Source organism: Hydrogenophaga taeniospiralis CCUG 15921 (assembly GCF_001592305.1).
GTDB classification, from domain to species: domain Bacteria; phylum Pseudomonadota; class Gammaproteobacteria; order Burkholderiales; family Burkholderiaceae_C; genus Hydrogenophaga; species Hydrogenophaga taeniospiralis.
Map to the genome: position 1 here is coordinate 90,264 of NZ_BCWR01000010.1, position 21,155 is coordinate 111,418.

At 67.7% G+C, this 21,155-nt stretch carries 20 protein-coding genes, 1 pseudogene and 1 riboswitch; of the genes and pseudogenes, 10 read left to right on the forward strand and 11 right to left on the reverse strand.

Annotated elements, in window-relative coordinates; genetic code table 11:
* Position 1: 1 nt before the first annotated feature.
* The 3 genes and pseudogenes from HTA01S_RS26005 to HTA01S_RS13545 form a co-directional block, all read right to left on the reverse strand.
* Positions 2–238: pseudogene (locus tag HTA01S_RS26005) on the reverse strand (DUF1653 domain-containing protein); the annotation flags it as partial.
* 58 nt (positions 239–296) lie between these two features.
* A complete protein-coding gene (locus HTA01S_RS13540; RefSeq protein ID WP_068172379.1) occupies positions 297–917 on the reverse strand; it encodes a response regulator transcription factor in 621 nt (206 codons plus the stop codon).
* Positions 914–2,920, reverse strand: coding sequence for an ATP-binding protein (locus tag HTA01S_RS13545; protein WP_068172380.1), 2,007 nt, complete (start codon positions 2,918–2,920; stop codon positions 914–916). The genes HTA01S_RS13540 and HTA01S_RS13545 overlap by 4 nt, the downstream gene beginning before the upstream one ends.
* On the opposite strand from HTA01S_RS13545, the gene HTA01S_RS13550 reads away from it, so the two are divergent.
* A complete protein-coding gene (locus HTA01S_RS13550; RefSeq protein ID WP_068172382.1) occupies positions 2,919–3,953 on the forward strand; it encodes a DctP family TRAP transporter solute-binding subunit in 1,035 nt (344 codons plus the stop codon). The two genes, HTA01S_RS13545 and HTA01S_RS13550, sit on opposite strands and share 2 nt — an antisense overlap.
* Before the next feature lie 162 nt (positions 3,954–4,115).
* Positions 4,116–5,462, forward strand: coding sequence for a dicarboxylate/amino acid:cation symporter (locus HTA01S_RS13555; RefSeq protein ID WP_068172385.1), 1,347 nt, complete (start codon positions 4,116–4,118; stop codon positions 5,460–5,462).
* 69 nt (positions 5,463–5,531) lie between these two features.
* Here HTA01S_RS13555 and HTA01S_RS13560 read toward each other — a convergent pair whose 3' ends face one another.
* From HTA01S_RS13560 to HTA01S_RS25280, 7 genes are all read right to left on the reverse strand, one after another.
* Positions 5,532–6,614, reverse strand: coding sequence for a TRAP transporter substrate-binding protein (locus HTA01S_RS13560; RefSeq protein ID WP_068172388.1), 1,083 nt, complete (start codon positions 6,612–6,614; stop codon positions 5,532–5,534).
* 123 nt (positions 6,615–6,737) lie between these two features.
* On the reverse strand, positions 6,738–8,312 hold the full coding sequence (thiD, locus tag HTA01S_RS13565) for a bifunctional hydroxymethylpyrimidine kinase/phosphomethylpyrimidine kinase (RefSeq protein WP_068172392.1): 1,575 nt from the start codon (positions 8,310–8,312) through the stop codon (positions 6,738–6,740).
* Positions 8,313–8,364: 52 nt separating this feature from the next.
* Complete coding sequence (locus tag HTA01S_RS13570) at positions 8,365–9,168, reverse strand: thiazole synthase (protein ID WP_068172394.1); 804 nt, start codon at positions 9,166–9,168, stop codon at positions 8,365–8,367.
* 4 nt (positions 9,169–9,172) lie between these two features.
* Entirely contained in the window at positions 9,173–9,370 is a 198-nt protein-coding gene (thiS, locus tag HTA01S_RS13575) for a sulfur carrier protein ThiS (RefSeq protein ID WP_068172398.1), read from the reverse strand.
* A gap of 7 nt (positions 9,371–9,377) precedes the next feature.
* Positions 9,378–10,607, reverse strand: coding sequence for an FAD-dependent oxidoreductase (locus HTA01S_RS13580; RefSeq protein WP_084236101.1), 1,230 nt, complete (start codon positions 10,605–10,607; stop codon positions 9,378–9,380).
* 3 nt (positions 10,608–10,610) lie between these two features.
* On the reverse strand, positions 10,611–12,599 hold the full coding sequence (gene thiC / locus HTA01S_RS13585; RefSeq protein ID WP_084236102.1) for a phosphomethylpyrimidine synthase ThiC: 1,989 nt from the start codon (positions 12,597–12,599) through the stop codon (positions 10,611–10,613).
* Positions 12,600–12,715: 116 nt separating this feature from the next.
* Positions 12,716–12,828, reverse strand: a riboswitch (TPP riboswitch).
* Between the two features lie 186 nt (positions 12,829–13,014).
* Positions 13,015–13,533 carry a hypothetical protein gene (locus HTA01S_RS25280; protein WP_157572101.1) on the reverse strand — a complete coding sequence of 173 codons (519 nt, stop codon included), beginning with the start codon at positions 13,531–13,533 and terminating at the stop codon, positions 13,015–13,017.
* 361 nt (positions 13,534–13,894) lie between these two features.
* Between HTA01S_RS25280 and HTA01S_RS13595 the strand changes: the two genes are divergently transcribed.
* Together HTA01S_RS13595 and HTA01S_RS13600 are read left to right on the forward strand one after the other, a co-directional pair.
* Entirely contained in the window at positions 13,895–14,383 is a 489-nt protein-coding gene (locus HTA01S_RS13595) for a hypothetical protein (protein ID WP_157572102.1), read from the forward strand.
* An 85-nt stretch (positions 14,384–14,468) separates the two neighbouring features.
* Positions 14,469–14,957: a hypothetical protein gene (locus tag HTA01S_RS13600; RefSeq protein WP_068172405.1), complete on the forward strand. Its 489-nt coding sequence runs from the start codon at positions 14,469–14,471 to the stop codon at positions 14,955–14,957.
* 50 nt (positions 14,958–15,007) lie between these two features.
* Here the strand turns inward: HTA01S_RS13600 and HTA01S_RS13605 are convergent, their stop codons facing one another.
* The gene (locus tag HTA01S_RS13605; RefSeq protein WP_169804778.1) at positions 15,008–15,553 is read right to left on the reverse strand and encodes a TetR/AcrR family transcriptional regulator; all 546 of its coding nucleotides are present in this window, start codon (positions 15,551–15,553) and stop codon (positions 15,008–15,010) included.
* A 258-nt stretch (positions 15,554–15,811) separates the two neighbouring features.
* Between HTA01S_RS13605 and HTA01S_RS13610 the strand changes: the two genes are divergently transcribed.
* The 6 genes from HTA01S_RS13610 to HTA01S_RS13635 all read left to right on the forward strand — a co-directional run bounded on the left by HTA01S_RS13610 (position 15,812) and on the right by HTA01S_RS13635 (position 21,151).
* Positions 15,812–16,723 carry a sterol desaturase family protein gene (locus tag HTA01S_RS13610; protein ID WP_068172411.1) on the forward strand — a complete coding sequence of 304 codons (912 nt, stop codon included), beginning with the start codon at positions 15,812–15,814 and terminating at the stop codon, positions 16,721–16,723.
* Between the two features lie 105 nt (positions 16,724–16,828).
* Positions 16,829–18,427 carry a L,D-transpeptidase family protein gene (locus HTA01S_RS13615; RefSeq protein WP_068172415.1) on the forward strand — a complete coding sequence of 533 codons (1,599 nt, stop codon included), beginning with the start codon at positions 16,829–16,831 and terminating at the stop codon, positions 18,425–18,427.
* 224 nt (positions 18,428–18,651) lie between these two features.
* Positions 18,652–19,107 (forward strand): SRPBCC family protein, encoded by a 456-nt coding sequence (locus HTA01S_RS13620; protein ID WP_068172418.1) that lies wholly within the window; start codon positions 18,652–18,654, stop codon positions 19,105–19,107.
* 100 nt (positions 19,108–19,207) lie between these two features.
* A complete protein-coding gene (locus tag HTA01S_RS13625; protein ID WP_068172421.1) occupies positions 19,208–19,582 on the forward strand; it encodes an ArsR/SmtB family transcription factor in 375 nt (124 codons plus the stop codon).
* The gene (locus HTA01S_RS13630) at positions 19,569–20,048 is read left to right on the forward strand and encodes an SRPBCC family protein (protein WP_068172780.1); all 480 of its coding nucleotides are present in this window, start codon (positions 19,569–19,571) and stop codon (positions 20,046–20,048) included. Before HTA01S_RS13625 ends, HTA01S_RS13630 begins: the two co-directional genes overlap by 14 nt.
* 206 nt (positions 20,049–20,254) lie before the next feature.
* A complete protein-coding gene (locus HTA01S_RS13635; protein ID WP_068172424.1) occupies positions 20,255–21,151 on the forward strand; it encodes a transporter substrate-binding domain-containing protein in 897 nt (298 codons plus the stop codon).
* The last annotated feature ends 4 nt before the right edge of the window (positions 21,152–21,155 follow it).

The following is a 21,155-nucleotide window of genomic DNA, read 5'->3' on the forward strand; positions in this document are numbered from 1 at the left end:
GGCGCGTGAAGCGGGGTTGCTGCCGGCCCTCGAACAGCCCCGATTCGTTGAACATCGCGGCCGGTCGCACCCACAGGCCGAAACTGCCGTAGAGCGCGCGGTACAGCGTCATGCCTTGCAGCGTCTCGCTGCAGCGCACCGTCTCCAGCACCTCGTACCAGCCACCCTTGTAGTGGCGGTACAGGCCGGGCGGCGTGGCGTTCAGCGGGGGCAGGTCGTGGTCGATGGGGGCGGTCATGGGCTCGGGCAAACGGGGCGGGGCCCCGAGTGTGCCAAACCTCGGACGGTGCTCAGCCTCAGGTGCCGCTGCCGAGAAGGCCCATGCGGTGGGCCAGCTCCACGGCCGACTGCACCTGGAGCTTCTCGAAGATGTTGGCGCGGTGGAATTCCACCGTGCGCTGGGTGATGCCCAGGTGGTCGGCGATGTTCTTGTTGTAGTGGCCTTGCAGCAGCTCGGTCAGCACCTCGCGCTCGCGCGCGCTCAGCGCGGCCAGCGCCTGCTGGAACCGCAGCCGGTCCTGCGATTCGATGTGCAGCGTCACGGCGGCCTGGCGCGCGGCCTCCACCTTGTCCACCAGCAGGTTGTTCTGGAATGGCTTTTCCAGGAAGTCCCAGGCGCCGTTCTTCACCGCCGCCACCGCCATGCTCACGTCGCCATGGCCTGTGAGAAAGAGCACCGGCCAGGGCCAGGCCAGGGCCTTGAGCTGCTCGAAGGTGGCCAGGCCCGAGAGCGGTTCCATGCGGATGTCGAGCAGCACCACACTGCAGGCGTTGGGCACCTCGCCGCTGCGCAGCGCCTGCAGGAAGGTGTCGCCCCCGGTCCAGCTGCGCGTGGGCAGGCCGCGCGAATCGAGCAGCCAGGCCAGGCCTTCACGGAAGTCCGTGTCGTCGTCGATCAGGTGAACGGTGGGGTTCATATCAGAGGTAACCACAGCGTGAATTCTGCGCCCTGCAGCTCGGCACTGCGCTCGACTTCGATGCGTCCGTGGTGTGCCTCGACGATGGAGCGGCAGATCGCCAGACCCATGCCCATGCCACCAGGTTTGTGGCTGGCGAAGGCGTCGAAGATCGTGCCCAGCTGCTCCGGGGGCACGCCCGGGCCGCTGTCGGCCACGCGCACGCCCACCTGGCCATCGCCGCTCACCAGGTCCACCCGCACGCGCGCCGGCGTGCGCCCGCTGCGCGGCGCCCACTCGCCGGCGTTGAGCACCAGGTTGTGCAGCGCGTTTTCGAGCAGCAGTGCGTCGGCCGGCACGGTGGGGCCGTCGCCGGGTGGCAGCTGCAGATCGAGTGTCACGCCGTCGGGCAGCGGCGCGCCCGCGGCCACGCGCGCCACGAAGGGCCGCAACGCGAGCGGCTGGCGGGTCATGTCCTGGCGGCGCGCGAAGGCGTTGATGCGCTGGATCACGCGGCCGGCCTTTTCGGCCATGCGCTCCATGCGCTCGACCACCGGCACGATTTCGTCGAAGGTGATGCGCTGCTCGCGCACACGGTTGAGCAGGCCTGTGGCAAAGCTGCTGAGCGCGCCGAGCGGCTGGTTGAGCTCGTGCGCCAGGGTGGACGCCACCTCACCCATGGCCACCAGCCGGCCCGAGGCTTCGAGCAGCTCCTGCTGGCGCGCGGCCAGGCGCTCGACACGGCGGCGCTCGGTGATGTCCAGCGCCGAGCCGACCCAGCCCACCACCTCGCCGCTGGCCAGCGCCAGCGGGGCGCTGTGCACCAGCACGTCGAGCCGGTGGCCGTCGCGGTGTTGCAGCTGCAGCTCGGTGCCGGCCTGTGCCGCGACGTCGCCCGCCTGGCTGCGTATCTGCCCGAACTCCTCGCCCTGGTCGGCGGGCCAGTAGGGCGGTGCGCCGTTGTGCGCGATGAGTTCCTGCGGGGTCCAGCCCACCAGGCGGCCGAAGGCGGGGTTGGCGTAGATCAGGTGGCCAGCCTGATCCCAGGCGCGCAGGCCCAGCGCCACCGAGCGTTCCATGGCGGTGCGCAACGCGAGCTGGGTCTGCAGCCGCGTCTCGGCGCGCTGGCGGCGCAGAATGTCGCGCCACAGCGCCACCAGCGTCAGCAGCATGCCGGCCAGGCAGACCAGGGCCACCAGGAAGAAGGCGCGCGGCGCCAGCGGCGCCTGGTTGCCCAGCGCCTCGACCCACAGCCCCAGCTGTGCACCGGGCAGGTTGATGGGGGCGAGAAAGCGCGCGCCGCCCCCGACCGGCGCCTGCGGGGTGGTTTCGTCGTCCAGCACCAGCCGGTGGTCCTGCAGGAACCAGGCCGGGATGAACGCGCTCAACAAGACGTCGACCGACACCATCGCCACCGTGGCGCCCACGAAGCGGCCCTGCTCGAACAGCGGCACGGCCAGCCAGAGCTGTCGGCCCGGACTGCCGTCTGCCGGTGCCAGAGGCCCGGCGTAGGCCGGGCGTTGCAGGCCGCGCGTGGTGTCGAGCATGGTGGCCAGGGCCGCGGCGTTGTGCGGCTGGCGCGCGGCCTCCTTCAGAAACGTGGGCCATTGGTCGCTGGCCTCAACCTGTTCGGCCGGCAGCCAGCCGTGGGCGGCCACCAGGCCCGCCTCGCGCCACCACGGGCCGGTGAGCGGGGCCGTGCCGACGGCGCCAACCCGCTGCCGGGCCTGCAGCGCCATCACACCCAGATCGCCTTCGAGCCGGCGGAAGTGGAACAGCAGCGTCTGGTCCAGCCATTCGGCGTCGGCCGTGCGGCGGCGGTCTTCTTCGCGCGTTTCCTCGCTGCGCAGGAACAGCACCATCGCCACCGTCGACGCGGCCACCAGCAGCAGCAGGGCGCCCAGCCAGGTCACAGCACGGCGTGTGAGGGCCGAGGCCTGACGCGTGTCCAGGTCCAGCGTTTGAAAATCGAGCGTCGGTTCGGTGGCCATGGCGGTGGGGTTGCCCGCTAGCATAGCGAGCATGGTTGACCTCCGGATCACCGCCCCATCCCGTGCGCCGCGTTTGCTGCGCCGCACTTTGCTGGGTGCTGGGTGCGCGGTGGCCGGTGGCGTGGCCCTGGCGGTCCGGCCGGTGGTGCTGCTGCGTTTCTCGCACGTGGTGGCACCGGACACGCCCAAGGGCCAGATGGCGCTGCGTTTCCAGGCGCTGGTGCACGAACGCGCAGAGGGACGCATCCGCGTGGAGGTGTTCCCCGACTCGCAGCTCTGGGGCGATGACGACGAGATGGAGGCGCTGCGCCTGGGCGCGGTCGAGATGCTGGCGCCTTCGCTCTCCAAGTTCGGCAACGCGGGCGTGCCCGAGTTCGAGGTGTTCGATCTGCCCTACCTGTTTGCCGATCTGGCGCAGGTGCGGCGCGTGACGCAGGGCGCGGTGGGGCGCGGGTTGCTGCAGCGTCTGGGCCGCCAGCAGATGCTGGGCCTGGGTTTTCTGGACAACGGCTTCAAGCAGATGAGCGCCACCCGGCCGTTGCGCACGCCGGCCGATTTCAAAGGCCTGCGGGTGCGGGTGCAGGCCTCGCGCGTGCTGGCCGCGCAGATGCGCGCGCTCGGTGCACGCCCGGTGGTGCTGCCGTTTGGCGAGACGCAGCGCGCGCTGGCCAGTGGCGTGGTGGACGCGGCGGAAAACCCGCTCTCCAACTACCTGACCCAGGGCCTGGCGCCGTGGCAGCCGCAGGTGACGCTGACGCAGCACGGCTACCTGGGCTATGCGGTGGTGAGCAACCCGCGCTTCTGGGCCAGCCTCGCGCCGGCCGACCGCACGCTGCTGGGCGCCGCGCTGGCCGGCGCGCTGGCGCATGGCAACCGGCTCGCCGCCGCGCTGGACCAGCAGGCCCTGGCCACGTTGCGGCGCACGCCGGGGGTGATGCTGCATCAGCTCGGCGCTGCCGAGCGCGCGGTGCTGCGCCGCGCGGTGCAGCCGGCCTGGGACGGCCTGCGGCGCAGCCTGGGGCCGGGGCTGCTGAACGATGTGCAGAACGCGCTGATCACCGGCTGAGCGGCCACCCCAAAGTCGCGTACGTAGTACTACGACTGTTGAACGCCACAGTTGGCGCGCCCCGCCGTGGTGCGTATCGTCCCGCCTGTCCCGAACACGGGATGCCGGCCGGCGCCGCCACACGGTGCCGCACCCCCGACAAGCTCTCCTGGAGACAAACCCATGACACCGAGCACCGCGCGCAAGCCGCTTTACAAATCCCTGTACGTCCAGGTCCTGTTCGCCGTCACCGTTGGCGTGCTGCTGGGCCACTTCTACCCCGCGCTCGGGGAGCAGATGAAGCCGCTGGGCGACGCCTTCATCAAGCTGATCAAGATGATCATCGCGCCCATCATCTTCTGCACCGTGGTGGTGGGCATCGCCGGCATGGAAGACATGAAGAAGGTCGGCAAGACCGGCGGCCTGGCCCTGCTGTACTTCGAAGTCGTGTCCACGGTGGCGCTGCTCATCGGCCTGCTGGTGGTCAACCTGATCCAGCCCGGCTCGGGCATGCACGTGGACGCCGCTTCGCTCGACACCAAGGCCATCGCGGCCTATACCGAGCCCGGCAAGATGAAGGGCACGGTCGATTTCCTGATGGGCGTGATCCCCAGTTCGGTGGTGGACGCATTCGCCAAGGGCGACATCCTGCAGGTGCTGTTGTTCTCGGTGCTGTTCGGCTTCGCGCTGCACAAGTTCGGCGGTCGCGGCACCATGGTGTTCGACTTCATCGAGAAGAGCTCGCACGTGCTGTTCGACATCGTCGGCATCATCATGAAGGTGGCCCCCATCGGTGCCTTCGGCGCCATGGCCTTCACCATCGGCAAGTACGGCATCGACTCGCTGTTCTCGCTCGGCAAGCTCATGGGCACCTTCTACCTGACCTGCCTGCTGTTCGTGTTCGTGGTGCTGGGGATCATCAGCCGCCTGCACGGCTTCAGCATCGTGAAGTTCATCCGCTACATCAAGGAAGAGCTGCTGATCGTGCTGGGCACCTCGTCGAGCGAATCGGTGCTGCCGCGCATGATGGAGAAGATGGAAAACCTGGGTGCCAAGAAGTCGGTGGTCGGCCTGGTGATCCCCACGGGTTATTCATTCAACCTCGACGGCACCTCGATCTACCTGACCATGGCTGCGGTGTTCATCGCCCAGGCGACCGACACGCCCATGACATTGACGCAGCAGCTGACCCTGCTGGCCGTGTTGCTGCTCACCTCCAAGGGCGCGGCCGGCATCACGGGCAGCGGCTTCATCGTGCTGGCGGCCACGCTGTCGGCCGTGGGCGGTGTGCCGGTGGCCGGCCTGGCGCTGATCCTGGGCATCGACCGTTTCATGAGCGAAGCCCGCGCGCTGACCAATTTGGTGGGCAACGGCGTGGCCACGCTGGTGGTGGCGAAATGGACGGGGGACCTCGACATGCAGCGCCTGCAGCAGGGGCTGGACAAACCCACCACGCAGGAGGCGCAGGAGCCGGAAGAAATCCTGGACCAGCAGGTGGCGCACATGGCGGTGGGCGACGCCAGGCCCTGAGCAAGGTCTTGCGACCACAAAAAAAGCCGCTCATCGAGCGGCTTTTTGCATGGGGGGTTTCGTCCGGGATCAGAGCTTGACGCCACCGATGTAGCCGTCGTAGCGCCACTCGGAGAACTTGCTCCAGAGCACCTGGTCGCGCTGGAAGGCGCGCATGTCCTGGTGGATCTTCTTGAACTCGGGCGACTTGGCCTCGTGGGCTGCGAACACCTCCATGGAGGCCTTGTAGCCCGCGTCCATGAGCTCCTTGCTGAAGGGTTTGAGCTTGGTGCCGCTGGCCACCAGGCGCTTGAGCGCTGCCGGGTTCTGGGCATCGTACTTGGCCGTCATGTCGCGCGCGGCCACGGCGCCCGCAGCGCGGATGATGGCCTTGTTCTCAGCCGACAGCGCCTCGAACGCCTTCTTGTTGATGAAGAATTCCAGCTCGGCACCACCTTCCCACCAGCCGGGGTAGTAGTAGAACGGGGCCACTTTCTGGAAGCCCAGGCGCTCGTCGTCGAAGGGGCCGACGAACTCGGTGGCGTCCAGCGTGCCCTTTTCCAGCGCCTGGTACACCTCGCCGGCCGGCATGTTCTGGGCCACCACGCCCAGCTTGGCCATGGCCTCGCCGAACAGACCGCCGCCCATGCGCATCTTCAGGCCCTTGAGGTCGGCGGCGGTCTTGATTTCCTTGCGGTACCAGCCACCCATCTGCGTGCCGGTGTTGCCGGCGCTCATGGAGGTGATGTTGAACTGCGCGAAGAACGCGTCCATGTACTTCCGGCCGTTGCCGTGCTCCATCCAGGCGTCCATGTGGCGGGCCGTCAGACCGAAGGGCACGGCGCAGCCAAACGCAAAGATCGGGTCCTTGCCTGTGAAGTAGTAGGAAGCGGTCTGCGCCATCTCCAGCGTGTTCTGCTGCAGGGCGTCCACCACGCCGAAGGCCGGCACCAGGTCACCCGCCGCGTGCACGGACACCTCGAACTTGCCGCCCGAGAGCGCCTTGACGGTGTCCGAGAACTTCTCGGCCGACCCGTAGATGGTGGGCAGCGACTTGGGGAAGCTTGACGCCATGCGCCAGCGCACGGCTGCCTGGGCATGCACGGCCGGGGCAATGCCGGCGGACAACACGCCAACGATGCCAGCGTGCTTGATGAGGGAACGACGATCCATGGGGTTCTCCGGAGGATGAAAGATGCCGGTGCCCCGGTGCGGCTGGCGCACCGGTCGCCCGGCGGTGGCGAAACCCTCGAACCTTACCAGATACTAGGGTTAACCCTAGGTTTTCGCGGTTTGTCAGGCGGACAGCGAGGCGTGGGGCAGGTCAGGCGGCGGGTGCTGGCCGTGGTGGGTCTGACCGGCCCGCCAGGCCGCCAGCCAGGCCGGGAGGGTGGCGGACGGGTCGTCACCGAGCCCGCGCACCACGCAGCCCCCGGCGGCCCCCGCCTCGGCCACGGCCTGCAGTTGGGCCGGTTCGAGGATGCCGCCGATGGCCACCACCGGCGCGGGCGCCATGTGGGCCCACCAGGCCAGGTTGTCCAGACCTTGCGGATGCCAGGGCATGTCCTTGGTGGTGGTGGGCCACACGGGCCCGCAGGCCACGTAGTCGGGCAGCAGGGTGTGGGTGCGGCACAGCTCCCACAGGCTGTGCGAACTCAGGCCCAGCGCCACGCCATCGGTACGGGCTTGGGCCAGTTGAGCGTGTTCGGCGGGCGAGAGCGAGAGCAGGTCTTCCTGGCCCAGGTGCAGGGCGCGGGCACCGTTGGCCAGCGCGTGCTGCCAGTGATCGTTGATGTAGAGCGTGGCGCCTGCGGCGTCGGCGGCCGATTGGGCCGATCGGATCTCCGCGGCCAGTTGCTCGCGCCAGGCGGGATCCTTCGGCGGTGTGATGGATGGGCGCTTGATGCGCAGCTGCACCGTGCGTGCGCCCGCGTCCACGCACTGGCGCACGCGCTGTGCGCTGTCGACGATGGCGTAGACCCCCGGGGCCTGTCCGCGCGGGCGGGTGGTCCAGCCGGCCGATGCTTCGCTGCCGATCGACAGCCGTGGCAGCAAGGAGGGGTCGACACCGAAACCCTCGCGAGCGATGACGGGGCCTACGCCCCGGCCGACGGCCCGTGCGTGGCGCAGCGCGTGGGTGGCCGCCATCTTGGCCAGCACGGCCGCGTCGGCCAGCACCCAGCCCAGGGCCAGGGCGGCCGCCATGGCCGAGGCAAAGGTGCAGCCCGTGCCGTGGTTGTGGGGCGTGTTCTCTCGCGGCAGGCTGAGCCAGCCCTGGGCGTGCGGCGTGTCCAGCCAGTCCATGGAAAGGCTGTCATGGCGGCTGATGGCGGCCGCGTCCCCACCGGTGATCACCACCGCTTCACAGCCCAGCGCGCGCAAGGCAAGCGACTGCGCGGGAATGTCCCCGGAAAAACCGTCGCCCAGCAGGGCCACCGCCTCGGCCTGGTTGGGGGTGATGACCGTGGCACGCGGCAGCAGCAGGTCTCGGTAGGCGGCGCGCAGTTCGGCGTCGGCCAGGGCAGCGCCGGTGCTGGCGCGCAGCACCGGGTCCACCACCAGCGCCAGCGGGCCGTCTTCCCGCAACCGGTCCACGAAGCGGGCGAGCACGCGCACGTTGTCGGCGCTGCCCAGCAGGCCGGTCTTGATCACGCGCGGCGGCAGGTCGGCCGCGAGTGTGGCGAGCTGGGCCTGAAGCACCGCAGGCGACGTGGCTTCGATGTGGCTGACTTCGGTGGTGCTCTGCGCCGTGATGGCGGCGACCACAGTGCAGCAGTGCACGCCAAAGGCATCGGCCGCACGCTGATCGGCCGCCAGGCCGGCGCCGCCGCCGCTGTCGGTGCCGGCGATGCTCCAGATGATGGGGGTCATGACGGTTGTCCTAGGGCGCCGGAGCGCGACTTGCAGTGGCGCAGCGGGTGTTTCATTGGATCAAGAAAGGGTGACCGGATACTGGCGTGCTCGCCACCGCCATGTCCTGCGGCGCCATCACCCCGGCCTCGTACGCGGCGCGGCCGGCCTCGATGGCCAGGCCAAAGCCGCGCGCCATGCGCACCGGGTCGCGGGCCTGGGCCACGGCCGAATTCAGCAGCACGGCGTCAAAGCCCAGTTCCATCGCGGCGGCGGCGTGCGAGGGCGAGCCGATACCGGCGTCCACCACCAGCGGCACGCCGGGCAAGCGCGCGCGCAGGGTGCGCAGCGCGAACGGGTTGATGAGACCCTGGCCCGAGCCGATGGGCGCCCCCCAGGGCATCAGCAACTCGCAGCCCACGTCCAGCAGGCGCTGGCAGGTCACGAGATCGTCGGTGCAGTAGGGGAACACGGCGAAGCCGTCTTTGGTGAGTTGCTCGGCGGCTTCCACGGTGCCCCAGGGGTCGGGCTGCAGGGTGTGTTCGTCGCCCACCACTTCGAGCTTGATCCACGCGGTGCCGTACAGCTCGCGCGCCATGTGCGCCAGCGCGATGGCCTCGCGCGCGGTGCGGCAGCCGGCGGTGTTGGGCAGCAGCTGCGCGCCGCGCTCGCGCATGGCCGTGCGCACGATGTCGATGAAGCCGTTGTCGCCACCGGCGGCTAGCGTGCGCTTGAGGCCCACGGTGACCACCTGCGTGCCGCTGGCGGCGATGCTGTCTGCCAGCACCTGCGGCGAGGGGTAGCCCGCCGTGCCAAGCAGGAATCGGCTGTGCAGGTTGACGCCGTAGGGTGCCCAGGTGGATGGTTGTTGGTCCATGTGTTCAGCCTCCAACGATGGCTTGAAACGTCAGCACGGTGTCGCCCGGGTTCAGCAAGGTGGTTTCGCGCTGTGTGCGGGGAATGAACTTGCCGTTGACGGCGGTAGCCACCTTTTCGGCGATGACATGCTGCGCGCTCAGCAGCGCGGCCAGCGTCAGGCCGGGCGGGCAGGGCAGGGTGAGGTCGTTGAAGTGCAACATGGGTTGATCAGCGAAGGGTTCTTTCCAGGGCAGCCGCGGCACGGGCTTGGCCCGGCGGCAGGCTGCGTCCCCCCTCCGGAACGGGAGGGGGGAAGCCGCGCGGCGGCGCAGGGGGGAGTCCCAGTTCTTCCAGCGCGTCCTGCACCAGCGCCGGCGCGAGCAGCCAGCCGTGGCGGAACAGGCCGTTGATGCGCAGCAGGCCGGGCTGGTGTTCGGTGCGCGGCTCGTTGTCGGGCAGGGCGGGGCGCAGGTTGGTTTCCAGGTGCACGATGCGCGCCTCGGCCAGCTCGGGGATCACGCTCTGCGCCGCGGCCATCAGCTCCACCGCGCTCTTCAGGCTCACCGGCGAGCGGTCTTCGCTCTCGATCTCGCTGGCGCCGATGACGATGTGGTCGCAGGGGCGCGGCACGATGTACACGCGGTGGCGCGGGTGCAGCAGGCGCACCGGGCGGTGCAGCGTCACACCCGGGGCCTGCAGCCACACCACTTCGCCGCGCACACCACGCACCGGCGCGTCGGGCCGGGCGCCCACGCCGCGCACGTCGATGGCGAGGTCGAAGCGCGGCGACGATCCGTCCTCCAGTTTCAGCTGGCCCGGGGCCACCTCGAGCACGCGGGTGTTCCAGCGCCAGCGCACGCGGGGCGACGCCGCGCACAGCGCCAGCAGCATCTGCAGCGGCAGGATCTGCCCCTCGCCGGGCAGCAGCCAGGCGTGCAGGCGCGGGTCGATGCTGGGTTCCAGCGCTGCCAGGGCCGCGCGGTCCAGGGCCTGCGGCGCGGGCAGCCCGGCGGCCAGGGTGGGCGCGGTCTCCAAGCGTGCGAGCACGCGGCGCGCGGCGCCCAGGTCGCTGCCGTGGGCCAGCAACAGGCTGCCGAGCGCGCGGAAGTGGATGTCGGCCGGTGCCGCTGCGCCTGGCTCGGGCGCGCAGGCAGTGCAGGTGCCGCAGGCCTCGGGCAAGGCGCCGGCCGCCGGTGGCGCGTGGCTCAGCGCCTGGGCGATCTCGCGCCACAGCGCGATGGAGCGCCAGCCCAGCTCGGCCACCCGGGGGCCGCTGGTCTCCAGCTCGGCGAGCGGGCTGAGCATGCCCGCGGCCGTGAACGCCGCGGCGCCCCGGCCGTCGCTGGTGGCCTGCGGCCCGTCGGCCGGGTCGAACACGGTGACGTCGTGTGTGGCGCCGAGCCGCCAGGCCAGCAAGCGGCCCAGCAGGCCGGCCCCTGCAATCCCGATGGACGCCATGGCTCAGCCCTTGGTGGTCAGGGAAGAATCTGGGCCCCCAACCCTGGCTTCGCCAGGCCCCCCAAGGGGGTGCTGTCGTTCTTGGGGCGGCCCGGCGAACGACGACACCGGCACATAGAACTCGCCGCCCACGGCCTTGAATTCCGCGCTCTTCTGCGCCATGCCATCGTTCAGCGCCTGCTGTTCGCTCACGCCCTTGGCCGCGGCGTAGTCGCGCACGTCTTGCGTGATCTTCATCGAGCAGAACTTCGGCCCGCACATGGAGCAGAAGTGCGCCTCTTTCGACGAGTCCTTGGGCAGGGTTTCGTCGTGGTAGTCCTCGGCGGTCTGCGGGTCCAGGCCGAGCGCGAACTGGTCGCGCCAGCGGAATTCAAAACGCGCCTTGCTCATGGCGTCGTCGCGCGCCCGGGCGCCTGGGTGGCCTTTGGCGATGTCGGCCGCGTGGGCCGCGATCTTGTAGGCAATGATCCCCTGCTTCACGTCGTCGCGGTCGGGCAGGCCCAGGTGTTCCTTGGGGGTCACGTAGCAGAGCATGGAGGTGCCCATCCAGCCGATCATGGCCGCGCCCACGGCGGAGGCGATGTGGTCGTATCCCGGCGCGATGTCGATGGTCAGCGGGCCGAGGGTGTAGAACGGCGCTTCGTGGCAATGCTTCAGCTGCTCGTCCATGTTGGCCTGGATCAGGTGCATGGGCACGTGGCCCGGCCCTTCGATCATGGTCTGCACGTCGTGCTTCCAGGCCACCTGCGTGAGCTCGCCCAGCGTCTTCAGCTCGGCAAACTGCGCTTCGTCGTTCGCGTCGGCGCCGCTGCCGGGGCGCAGGCCGTCGCCGAGCGAGAAGCTCACGTCGTAGGCCTTCATGATTTCGCAGATTTCTTCGAAGTGCGTGTAGATGAAGTTTTCTTTGTGGTGGGTGATGCACCACTTGGCCAGGATGGAGCCGCCGCGCGAGACGATGCCGGTGCGGCGCTGCGCGGTGAGGTGGATGTAGGCCAGGCGCACGCCGGCATGGATGGTGAAGTAGTCCACGCCCTGTTCGGCCTGTTCGATCAGCGTGTCGCGGTAGATCGCCCAGGTGAGGTCTTCGGCCACGCCGCCCACCTTCTCCAGCGCCTGGTAGATCGGCACCGTGCCGATGGGCACCGGGCTGTTGCGCACGATCCAGTCGCGCGTAGTGTGGATGTTCTTGCCGGTGGACAGGTCCATCACGTTGTCGGCGCCCCAACGGATCGCCCACACCAGCTTGTCCACTTCTTCCTCGATGCTGGAGGTGACGGCGGAGTTGCCGATGTTGGCGTTGATCTTCACGCCGAAGTTGCGCCCGATGGCCATGGGCTCGACCTCGGGGTGGTTGATGTTGGCCGGGATGATGGCGCGGCCGCGCGCCACTTCGTCGCGCACGAACTCGGGCGTGAACACGTCAGGGATGCGTGCCCCCATGGGGTTGCCGCGCAGGCGCGCTTCCCGCGCCGGATCGCCCAGGTACTCGCGCATCCACTCGCGCTTGCCGTTTTCGCGCAGGGCCACGTACTCCATCTCGGGCGTGACGATGCCCTTGCGTGCGTAGTGCATCTGCGAGACGTTCATGCCGCTCTTGGCGCGGCGCGGCGTGCGCTGCAGGCCGGCGGCTTCGGCGCGCAGGGCTTCGATGCGTTCGATAGTGGTGCCGTTGTTCTGTGCCTCGTTCTTCACGCCGTCGTCCAGCGCGGCGCGCTGGCGGCCGTTGTAGCTTTCGGTGTCACCGCGCGCGGCGATCCAGGCGCCGCGCACATCGGCCAGGCCGGTGCGCACGTCGATGGCGGCGGTCGGGTCGCTGTAGGGTCCGGAGGTGTCGTACACCGTGATGAGTTCGCCGTTGCTCAGCGCGATCTCGCGCATCGGCACGCGGATGCTCTCGTTCGAGCCGGGTACGTAGATCTTGCGCGAAGCAGGAAAGGGTTCGCGGCTGAGCGCGAACTGATCGGCGAAGGGAATCTTGTCGGGGGCGTTCATGGCGGTCTCCTGTGTGGGGCTGTGGATGCTCCGGAGACCGCCCGTCAAAACATGCACCCGGGCCCACTGGTGGTGTGGACGGACCCGTCGCACGAGGAACGGGTCGGGGATGCAGGCCCTGGGGGCTGCGCTCTTCTTTCGCTGGTACTAGCCAGATCAAGTTCACGGGTTCGGTTCTTCAACCATCTCAGCGCTGGACCTTGCGGTCCGTGCACCCCGGAGCAGGGCGCAGTGTAGCCCGGTTTCTGAAATTCGCTCGACGCAAACCCCACATGGACTCCGCCTATTGCTCTTGCGCGCCGTGTCCGCCACCTATTCGACCTTTGTGCTGCAGCTTGCTACGCTGGTCGACCGTGCGCCACTACAGTCCCAAGCCATCGGGAAAACATCCAGCCCCGAGCCCTCTGCTGGTGCCCTACCCAACGACGGGTACTCCGACTACGTATGGCGTTAAGCCATGTGGATGGCGCTTGGCAAAATGGGAGTAGTTCTGCTCAAACGGGTCAGTGCCTTGGACCGAATTGAGCCATAGCTCGCCACCGCGCAATACCTCCATAACGAACTCGTCGAGCTGAATGAGAAGAGCCTTTCCGCTGACCACGCAGTAGTGAATGCTGTAGTTGGGATGGCCTGGCTCGATGAACATGATGTGGTTGTACTGGTCGCTGGTTCGTTGGCTACGGCCCTGGTGCAGCAGGGCACAGCGGAATCCATAGCACGCCTCACCAGACAAAGGGTTCTCGCGGCCACGACTCTCCTTGAGTCGCGGCCGAACCCACGCTTCATACCATGCGGCGAACCGCTTGCCAGAGGCTCGTCCATCGCTGGATTCCAGTGCGGCAGCCATGTCCGGAATGGATAACGCCGTGAATAGAGCCACGTAGTACAGCTCAGCTTCAAGAGCCTTCCGCGTTTGTGCAATGAGCGTGTGCATGACGTTTACCGAACTGCGTATATCGGTCGATAGACAACGTGTGAAACAAGCATTGGGCCTCCTCTGCTGCTGACAGACCTTGTTGAACTGAACCGCACAAAATGCCGGTGCGCCTTTTCCTGAGTGAGCAGTGTAAGTTTCAACCGCCGTTACAGATATGGCGGATAGCAGACCCGTCGTGGCCATGCTGGCAGTTAAACATGCCGGTGTCATCGACCGATGTGAGACTCGCCTGCGGGACATGTTCTGAGCCAACGACCACCACTGTCCCTACATGCACTTCACGAGCATGCCCCCCGTGATCGTCGAAGAGAATATGCCGCCGTCTCGTTGGGAGGCGGTATCACCAGAGGGAGGAATGATGAAACGATTGTTGTGGCTCGTGGGGTTGCTCGCGGTCTTCTATGGGCACAGCCAGTGGGCGCTGTCGAAGAGCCGGGCGCTTGGGTGGATCGAGGACCACGAGCAGGCGGTGTTCGCGATGAAAGAGGGCGTCTGCGACGACTTCGCTTTTGATGTGAACGTGAACATCCGTGCGGGCCACCCGAAAGGGGAATGGCAGGTGGATGGTGGCAAGAACTACGTGTGCGATTACGTCCGGGCCTCCAACGCCCACGTTCGGGTGCTCAAGCCGGCCATCGACACCCGCACCGAGCTGGTCAGTCTGGAACACTCCGACTTTCCCTGGATGACGGCCAAGGTCAAGGTGCGGCAGATCACGACCTTCACGCTCCCGGGCGCGCGTACGCTCAACGAAGTGGGCGAAACCACCTACGTCTTGCGGCGCACCATCCGGTCGCTGCAGATCGCCGAGATGACGTCGCGCAGCGAGGGCCAGTTTCCCCGTTGACCGCGTGCGCGGGCGGCCCGCCGTTGTGCTCTGCGACAATGCGCGGCCGCCCGGTTTGAGGCGGTTTCAAACGAGGGAAGAGGACATGAGAAAACTGTTTTGGCTCGGCGTGCTGGCGGCTGCGTTCTACGGACACAGCCGCTTTGTTTTTTCCGAGCCGGGCATGATGAGCTGGATGCAGAAGCAGGACCAGATGATGCTGCAAGGCGAGGACGGGATGTGTGACGCCTACGCCTCCGACATCAAGGTCGACCTGCGTTCGCAGACCGCCCGGGGAGAGACGCAGTTCGTGGGCGGCAAGGAAGAACTGTGCGAGTACCTGAAAGACGCCAGTGCGGCCTTCCGGGCGACCAATGCATCGGTGAACAACAACATGGAACTGCTCAGCATCGAGCCATCCGGCTTCCCCTGGCTGTCGGCCACGGTCAAGCTGCGGCAGTCCACCACGGTCCGCATGCGGGGCCTGCCCGCCATCACCGAGGTGGCCGACACCACCACGGTGGTCCGGCGCACGTTCAACGGCCGGGAAATCGCCAGCATCGACTCCAGCAGCGAGGCGTCGTTGGGCCAGTGAGCCACTTTGCTCGACGCCTGGACCTTGTTCACGGCCCGGCCCTGGCGTCCTCACGCCGGGGGCCAGATCGCCTGCGTGTCACACACGGAAAACGCCAAAAACATCGCCTCCACCTCGCTGGGTGAATGGGGTCTGGCGCTGCCCAGCCACCAGACGAGCAGGTGAAACAGGCTGCCCGCCAGCATGTCGGCGCGGGCGTTGGCCAGTGGTGTTTTCCGGCTGCCGCGCGGCGGCTTGGGCGGGCTGAACAACGAGATCAGCAGGTCCTGGAAATGCGCTTGCACGGCGTGGCTGGAACGGCGCCCGAGCAAGGCCCTGAACACCGCTTGCTGTTCGTGCACATGGTTCAGCAGGCCGGGCAGAAAAGGGAAAGGGCTTGCGGCTTCGTCCTGTGTGTCCAGATGGGACACCAGGTGTTCCTGCAGGTCACCGAAGGCGCCGCGCAACAGCGCGGTCTTGTCGGTGTAGTGCAGGTAGAACGTGGATCGCCCGATGTCGGCACGTTCGCAGAGCTTGGCCACATCGATGTGGTCCCAGCCGACTTCGGGCAGCAGGGCCATCAGGGCGTCGCGCAAGGCCCTGCGCGTGCGGTGCACACGGCGGTCCGCGCGAGGCGCTTGCGTTTTGGCGGCGGGCGCCGCGAGCATCCTTGTGCCAGATGGCGATCTGGGCTTTGGCTGGGTGTTGGCCGCTGATTTCTGCACACATCCCCCGGTGGTGTTCATAACTTGACGCCCGGGCCGTGAGCCGTGCGGGCGCTGCGTGGATTTTCCGATCAGGATTGTGGCCTCAATGGTCGTAACTGGACAGCGTGTCCAGCATTTTCCTGATGCCAATTTCACCGGAGTTTCCACATGATTCGCGTGTTCATCCGCTACCTGGCCTACCCCTGCATCGCGGTGGTGACCATTGCCTATCTTGCGCACCAGCTGGCGCTTCCCCAGGCGGAGCTGGGCGCCATGCACGGCATGTTCATCGCCACGTTGGTGTTGGCGCTGGTGCTGCTGGAGACGTTCTGGCCGATGCAGAAGCGCTGGCAGATGACCACACGTCTTTTCCTGAAGCGTGATCTTCCGTTCATGGCCCTCGGGGCGGCCACCATGGGGGCGGGCAATGTGGCCGCGTCGTGGGCGGTGCTGAACATGGGCTGGTTGCAACCGACCGCGTGGTTGTCGGGCTTGCCGGTGTTGCCGGCGGCCTTGCTGTCGCTGTGCGTCACCGATGGTCTGTGGTACGCGCTGCACCGCGCGAGCCACGAAGGCAAGGGACCGCTGGGCCGTTGGCTCTGGCGCGTGCATGCAGCGCACCATTTGCCGCAGCAGGTCTATGTGTTCATGCACGTCGTGGCGCATCCGCTCAACACCGTCATGGTGCGCCTGATCTTTACGGTGCCTCCCTGGCTGCTGGGTGTGCCGGTTGAGGCGCTGTTCGTTGCCAATGTGGTCACCGGTGTGCAGGGCCTGGTGTCTCACTTCAACGTGGACAGCCGGGTGGGTTTTCTCAATCGCCTGCTCACGGGCACCGAACTGCACCGCTGGCACCATGCCGTGGGCGTGCAGGGCAATTACGCCGCGGTGTTGCCGATGTGGGATCAGTTGTTTGGCACCTATGTGTACCGCCCAGGCGTGGCGCCCGAGGGTCTGGGTGTGGATGAACCCTGGGCTTTGCCCGCAGACACCGAGTTGGTCCGTGTGCTGATGGACCCGATGTGGCCGCTACAAGCTGCCGCCGAGGGCGTCCACGGCCTCAAAGAACCCGCCCCATAGCCGACCAGCCGTTGAACATCTGACACCCGCTTGCATCCCACCTGGGTCGGTCCTCTTTAGACTGTGTGTGTCCAACGTTCGGCGCCCGCCCCGGCGCATGACCGCATGCCCACTCCGCTCTTCTTCTTGCAATCCTTGCGCTGCCTGGCTCTCGCGTTGACGCTGGCCGTGGGTGGCGCCTGGGCGTCCGAGGCGCCCTTGTGGTTCGACGCGGGCCGGCCCAGGCCCCAGGCCTGGCAGGCGGTGGAGCTGCTGGCCGAGGCGCCCGGCCATGGGTTGATCGCCGAAGACTACGGTGTCGATGCGCTGGGCCTACAGGTGGCCGAGGCGGCTCTGGAGCCACCCCCCGACGACGCGGCCCAGGAGCGGCTGGCGCAAGCGCTCAGCGCTGCCATGCAGCGCTACCTGAGTGATCTGCACCAAGGCCGGCTGGACCCGCGGCACCTCAACCACCAGTTCAAGCCACCGGCCAGCGACGGCTTTGACCCGGCGGCACGGCTGCGCAAGGGCCTGGAGGCCGGGCAACTGGCCGACCTGGTGCGCGAGGCCGTGCCACGCCTGTCGCAGTACGAAGCGCTGCGCCAGGCCCTGGCCCGCATGCGAGCGCTGGTGGGCCACCCCGCCTGGCTGCAGGAGCTGCCCCCGTTGCCACGCCCGGCCCGTCAAAAGCCGGGCCGGCCCGGCAAGCTGGAGCCTGGCCAGAGCTGGGACGGCATGGCCCTGCTGGCCGAACGGCTGCGCCTGCTGGGCGATCTGGTGGCCGACGAACCGCTGCCGGCGGTCTACGAAGCTGTGTGGGTGGAGGCGGTCCAGCGGTTCCAGGAGCGCCATGGGCTAGAGGTGGATGGCGTGGTTGGCAAGGACACCTGGGCCGCGCTGCAGGTGACGCCGGGCCAGCGCGCGGAGCAGATCGCCCTCAATCTGGAGCGGCTGCGCTGGACGCCGCTGACCGAGGCCCCGCGCATGATCGTGGTCAACATCCCGGAGTTCGTGCTGCGCGCCTACGAGATCCGCGAGGGCCGCATCGTCATCCACCAGACCATGAAGATCATCGTGGGCAAGGCCCTGGACACGCGCACGCCCGTGTTCGAAGAAGAGATGCGCAGCATCGAGTTCAGCCCCTACTGGAACGTGCCGCCGTCGATCGCGCGCAGCGAGACCGTCCCCAAACTCCAGCGCGACCCCGGTTACCTGGCGCGTGAGGCCATGGAATTCGTGCTGCCCGACGGCCTCGTCAGCACCGAGGTCACCCCGGACGTGCTGGCCGAGGTGATGGCGGGTCGTGTCCGCATCCGCCAGCGCCCTGGGCCGAAGAATGCGCTGGGCGCGGTCAAGTTTTCCTTTCCGAACCGGGACCACATCTACCTGCACCACACGCCCGCGGCGCAGCTCTTTGGCAAGGGCCGCCGCGACTTCAGCCACGGCTGTGTGCGTGTCGAGCACCCGGTGGAGCTGGCCCTGTTCGTGTTGCACGACATGCCCCAGTGGACGGAGCCGCGGGTGCGCGAAGCCATGGCCGCGGGGCGGCTGCAGGCCGTTCGGCTCGCCACGCCAGTGCCGGTGCTGATCACCTATGGCACGGCGCTGGTGAAGCAGGGGCGTCTGCATTTCTACCCCGACATCTACGGCCACGACCGTGAACTGGCCGAGGCCCTGCGACAGCGCAGGACCCAGCCTGCGAGCCCCACCGCGGGCACTCGTTGAGCCGCCGATCCACCTGAGTGGGCTTGGGCGACGCCCTCTACATCACACGGGCGACCCCGCGCAACGCATCCGGTTTTTGAAACGCCTGGCAACAGGGTTTTGCGGCGTTGTTTGACATGCAAGTATTTACTTGCATATTATCCGCCACGTGTCTGAGGCATCGGTACAGCCTTCACTTCATCGCCCCGCACGCCGTCGTTTCAATCAACCCGCAAGGAGCAGTCATGGTGGATATCCTGAACAGAGTCGGCATCAAATCGTCGCCGGATGAGGTCTTCAAGGCGCTGAGCACGCGCGAAGGCCTGGCTGGCTGGTGGACAACCCAAACGCAAGGGGAGGGCCAGGTGGGCAGCGTGATCGCCTTTCGCTTCACCTCCGATGGCGCCGAACTCGGCGCCATCCACATGAAGGTCCTGGAACTCCAGCCCGCCAAGCGGGTGCTGTGGCAGGTGGTCGATGGGCCCGAAGACTGGATCGGCACCACGGTCAGCTGGGATCTGAAGCAGGAGGGCGACTACTGCGTCGTGCTCCTCAAACACCAGGGCTGGAAGGAGCCGGTGGAATTCATGTACCACTGCACCACCAAGTGGGCGGTCTACATGGTGAGCCTGAAGTCGCTGCTGGAAACCGGCAAGGGCATGCCCAACCCGCACGACATCCGGCTCCACGACAAGGACTGATGCCACGCCAACCCGGCACCCGCGCCTGCGCTGGCCAGACCCCGCGGCACCGCCGAACGCATATCATCGTTCGCGGCGCCGGGGTCTGCCTTTATGACCCATGGCGCGCGTTCCTTGTGGTGAACCTATTTTGTCAACCCGGTTGTCGGACATCGATAAAGTCTTCAAAGCGCTGGCCGACCCGGGCCGCAGGCGCCTGCTGGATCTGCTGCACCAGGACAACGGCCAGACGCTCTCGGCCCTCTGTGAGCACATGGACATGACCCGCCAGGCCGTGACGCAGCACCTGCAGCAGCTCGAAGCGGCCAACCTCGTCGCCGTCGTCTGGCAGGGCCGGGAAAAGCTGCACTACCTGAACCCCGTGCCGCTGCACGAGATTCATGAACGCTGGATCGGGAAGTTCGAGCGCGCCCGCCTGGGTGCCCTGCACGACCTCAAAACCCAACTGGAAAGGGATGGCCATGACAAAACCTGACTTCGTGTACGTGACCTACATCGCGACCACGCCCGAGAAGGTGTGGCAGGCCCTGGTGGACACCGACGTGATGCGCCAGTACTGGTGCGGTCTGAGCACGGACTGCCCGGGTTATGTGAACGTGTCGGACTGGCAGCCCGGCTCCCGCTGGGAGCACCAGCCCATGGACGGCACGGGCCAGGCCCGCATCGTCGGCACGGTGATCGAGAGCCGTGCACCGCGCCGGCTCGTCTACACCTGGGCCCGGCCGGCGGACGCCGAGGACGCGTCGAAGCACTCGCGGGTGGCGTTCGACATCGAGCTGCACACGGACGGGCTCGTGCGGCTCACCGTCACCCACACCGACCTCGAGCGCGACCCCGAGATGCTCGCGGGCGTGTCGGGCGGCTGGCCGAAAGTGCTCTCCAACCTCAAGACCCTGCTCGAAACCGGCCACGTGCTGCCGGGCTCACCGTCGCGGGTCTGACGCAGCGGGGCTGCGCGGCCGAGGCTGCGGCGGCGGTCGGAAATCCGTTTTTGGGTGCTGCCAGGCGAACGGATTTCCGTTCGCTCCGGTGCGCCACAGGGGCCGTTGGCGCCCGAATTCCGGGGTCATGCGCCCGTTTTGAGGTCGGTCCCTAGGGTTTGTACCGACTGGCATGGCGCTTGCGCTAAGGACGGCAAGCTCCACCCATGACCATGACCCGTTTCCTGCCCTCCCTTCTGCTGCTGTGCTGCGCCTTGAGCGCGCAGGCCCAGGCGCCCGCGCTCACCACGCTGCAGAAGATTGCCCAGACGGCCACGATCAACCTGGGACACCGCGAGTCGTCGGTGCCGTTCTCGTACTACGACGACCGCCGCCAGGTGGTGGGCTATTCGCACGACCTGATGCTGGCCGTGACGGAGAGCATCAAGAAGGAACTCAAGCTGCCCGCGCTGGCGGTCAAGCTGGTGCCGGTGACCTCGCAGAACCGGATTCCCTTGGTGCAGAACGGCTCGGTCGACCTGGAGTGCGGCTCCACCACGCACAACCGCGAGCGCGCGCGCCATGCGGCGTTTTCGGTCTCCATCTTTCAGACCAGCTCCCGCCTGCTCACCCGGGTGGACTCCGGCGTCTCCGGGCTGAGCGACCTGAACGGGCGGCGCGTGCTGGTCACCGCCGGCACCACGAGCGAACGCCAGCTCATGCTGCACAGCGAGTCCACCGGTCAGCGCATCGACATCGCCACGGCGAAAGACCATGGCGAGGCGTTCGCGCAGTTGCACAGCGGGCGGGCCGTCGCGTTCCTGATGGACGACGCCGTGCTCTACGGGCTGCGCGCCAAGGCCGACAGGCCCGAGGACTGGCGCGTGGTCGGCCAGCCCATGGCGGCCGAGGTCTACGCCTGCATGCTGCGCAAGGACGACCCCGCTTTCAAGGCGGTGGTGGACCGCAGCCTCACGCAGCTGATGCGCTCGGGCGAGGCCCTGAAGATCTACCGCCGCTGGTTCCAGAGCCCGATCCCGCCCAGGGGCCTGAATCTGAACTGGCCGCCGCCGGATGCGTTGCTGGAGCTGTATCGGTCGCCGACCGATCAACCGTTGGGGTGATCAC

Bases quoted from the DNA above. Each gene is read 5' to 3' on its own strand.
- HTA01S_RS13540 (WP_068172379.1), bottom strand. From the start codon at position 917: ATGAACCCCACCGTTCACCTGATCGACGACGACACGGACTTCCGTGAA.
- HTA01S_RS13550 (WP_068172382.1), top strand. From the start codon at position 2,919: ATGGTTGACCTCCGGATCACCGCCCCATCCCGTGCGCCGCGTTTGCTG.
- HTA01S_RS13545 (WP_068172380.1), bottom strand. From the start codon at position 2,920: ATGCTCGCTATGCTAGCGGGCAACCCCACCGCCATGGCCACCGAACCG.
- HTA01S_RS13555 (WP_068172385.1), top strand. From the start codon at position 4,116: ATGACACCGAGCACCGCGCGCAAGCCGCTTTACAAATCCCTGTACGTC.
- HTA01S_RS13560 (WP_068172388.1), bottom strand. From the start codon at position 6,614: ATGGATCGTCGTTCCCTCATCAAGCACGCTGGCATCGTTGGCGTGTTG.
- thiD (WP_068172392.1), bottom strand. From the start codon at position 8,312: ATGACCCCCATCATCTGGAGCATCGCCGGCACCGACAGCGGCGGCGGC.
- HTA01S_RS13570 (WP_068172394.1), bottom strand. From the start codon at position 9,168: ATGGACCAACAACCATCCACCTGGGCACCCTACGGCGTCAACCTGCAC.
- thiS (WP_068172398.1), bottom strand. From the start codon at position 9,370: ATGTTGCACTTCAACGACCTCACCCTGCCCTGCCCGCCCGGCCTGACG.
- HTA01S_RS13580 (WP_084236101.1), bottom strand. From the start codon at position 10,607: ATGGCGTCCATCGGGATTGCAGGGGCCGGCCTGCTGGGCCGCTTGCTG.
- thiC (WP_084236102.1), bottom strand. From the start codon at position 12,599: ATGAACGCCCCCGACAAGATTCCCTTCGCCGATCAGTTCGCGCTCAGC.
- HTA01S_RS25280 (WP_157572101.1), bottom strand. From the start codon at position 13,533: ATGCACACGCTCATTGCACAAACGCGGAAGGCTCTTGAAGCTGAGCTG.
- HTA01S_RS13595 (WP_157572102.1), top strand. From the start codon at position 13,895: ATGAAACGATTGTTGTGGCTCGTGGGGTTGCTCGCGGTCTTCTATGGG.
- HTA01S_RS13600 (WP_068172405.1), top strand. From the start codon at position 14,469: ATGAGAAAACTGTTTTGGCTCGGCGTGCTGGCGGCTGCGTTCTACGGA.
- HTA01S_RS13610 (WP_068172411.1), top strand. From the start codon at position 15,812: ATGATTCGCGTGTTCATCCGCTACCTGGCCTACCCCTGCATCGCGGTG.
- HTA01S_RS13615 (WP_068172415.1), top strand. From the start codon at position 16,829: ATGCCCACTCCGCTCTTCTTCTTGCAATCCTTGCGCTGCCTGGCTCTC.
- HTA01S_RS13620 (WP_068172418.1), top strand. From the start codon at position 18,652: ATGGTGGATATCCTGAACAGAGTCGGCATCAAATCGTCGCCGGATGAG.
- HTA01S_RS13625 (WP_068172421.1), top strand. From the start codon at position 19,208: ATGGCGCGCGTTCCTTGTGGTGAACCTATTTTGTCAACCCGGTTGTCG.
- HTA01S_RS13630 (WP_068172780.1), top strand. From the start codon at position 19,569: ATGACAAAACCTGACTTCGTGTACGTGACCTACATCGCGACCACGCCC.
- HTA01S_RS13635 (WP_068172424.1), top strand. From the start codon at position 20,255: ATGACCATGACCCGTTTCCTGCCCTCCCTTCTGCTGCTGTGCTGCGCC.